Source organism: Achromobacter xylosoxidans (assembly GCF_002192695.1).
GTDB classification, from domain to species: domain Bacteria; phylum Pseudomonadota; class Gammaproteobacteria; order Burkholderiales; family Burkholderiaceae_B; genus Achromobacter; species Achromobacter xylosoxidans_C.
This window is the reverse complement of record NZ_MTLG01000113.1, coordinates 1-1,383: the sequence shown is the minus strand read 5'-3', so window position 1 is coordinate 1,383 and position 1,383 is coordinate 1. Positions and strand designations below refer to the sequence as shown.

The window sequence follows — 1,383 nt, the reverse complement described above, 5'->3', positions numbered from 1 at the left end:
AGGCGTGCCGGTTCGATTCCGGCCCCGGGCACCAGAATTCAAAAAGCCGTTGACGTTTAGCGTCAGCGGCTTTTTTCGTGCGTCGGCGAACCCTTGCTCTCACTGCTGTTCGAGCGCGTGATGCGCACGCTCAAGCAGATTATCGGCTGGCGCGAAAAGATCTCAGCCATTCGGTGCACTAACGGCCCGGAATACCTGAGCTCGGCGATCGTCGAGCGCGCCGGCGCATGGGAGCATAGGGCTCGATACATCCAGGCGGGCAAGCCGCAACAGAATGCCCACGTCGAACGGTTCAACGGGACCATGCGCTACGAATGGCTGTCCCAATATCACTGGAACGATCTGGACCACGTACAGCGCGTCGCCACGCAGTGGATGTGGTCCTACAATCACGAGCGCCCAAACATGGCTCTGGGCGGATTTCCCCCAAAACAGCGGTTGGCCATGACCGTCTGAATCCACAATCGCTAATAATGGGGGGATTACCGGACCGTTGCGAAGCAGCAAATATTGCTCAGCAATTTTCAGGCACTGCGATTCCGTCACTTTCCACTACCTAAAAAATGAGAATCGCGTCAGACCACAACTCTATTCGTTGAATTGCAGTCTGATATAGTTTTTACCCACAGAGCGGTTTTTCAAAAATTCCCGCGGGAAAAATCTTTGATAAAAGACTCTACCAACAGGCATCAAGAGTTTCCCACCATATGAAGATATGGCTAATTGGTTGCCCGGAAGGCAGATATGAAAAGCACCGATGTAATTTGCGAACTTTGCGGTAAAAAAATAGATAGTAAGCAGCCCATATTCTATTTCCCAAAACTGCATCCTGAGCACAACCTGGTCGATCTTAAGGGGATTATGCACGTGGCATGCTTAGTTTCGCAAGATGCACCCAGAAAAATTGGCTTTCAACTTGCGGGAATGACGGAAGATTTAGCCCGTAGGTCAGTTGAAGCGTCTTTTCTTCGCCGGAATGGAAATATTGTTTCTAGATATCGCGAGCACGAGGAAAATATTGAAATACTGGATTTTGAGAATTTTTGTGAAATTACAATTCCTCGAAAATCATTAAAAGACATTATTCATGCCAAACGAGGAAACTCCTTTTCCTTGAGATTTGATATTCTTAAAGTAGAAAGAAACGGAGATATTTTTTTGGAAAACAAAAACTCAGGATCCAGTAACTTTCTACGCACATTGAATTTAAAAAGATTACACGAATTACTGCCGTGAATTTATAGAATATGTTGATTGGCGCTTGAGGATATGAATCTTAAAAAATGTCAGACTACAATTTAGCGAGTGAAATTGCAGTCTGGCACCCCTTTTTCAAGGCGTGCCGGTTCGATTCCGGCCCCGGGCACCAGAATTCAAAAAGCC

The 1,383-nt window shown here is 46.9% G+C and carries 1 protein-coding gene and 1 pseudogene; both read left to right on the top strand.

Going from position 1 to position 1,383, the window contains the following annotated elements; translation table 11 throughout:
* Positions 1-111: 111 nt before the first annotated feature.
* A pseudogene (locus BRO63_RS28410) lies at positions 112-456 on the top strand (integrase core domain-containing protein); the annotation flags it as partial.
* Between the two features lie 288 nt (positions 457-744).
* Positions 745-1,236 (top strand): hypothetical protein, encoded by a 492-nt coding sequence (locus BRO63_RS34085; protein ID WP_143219524.1) that lies wholly within the window; start codon positions 745-747, stop codon positions 1,234-1,236.
* Positions 1,237-1,383 lie beyond the last annotated feature (147 nt).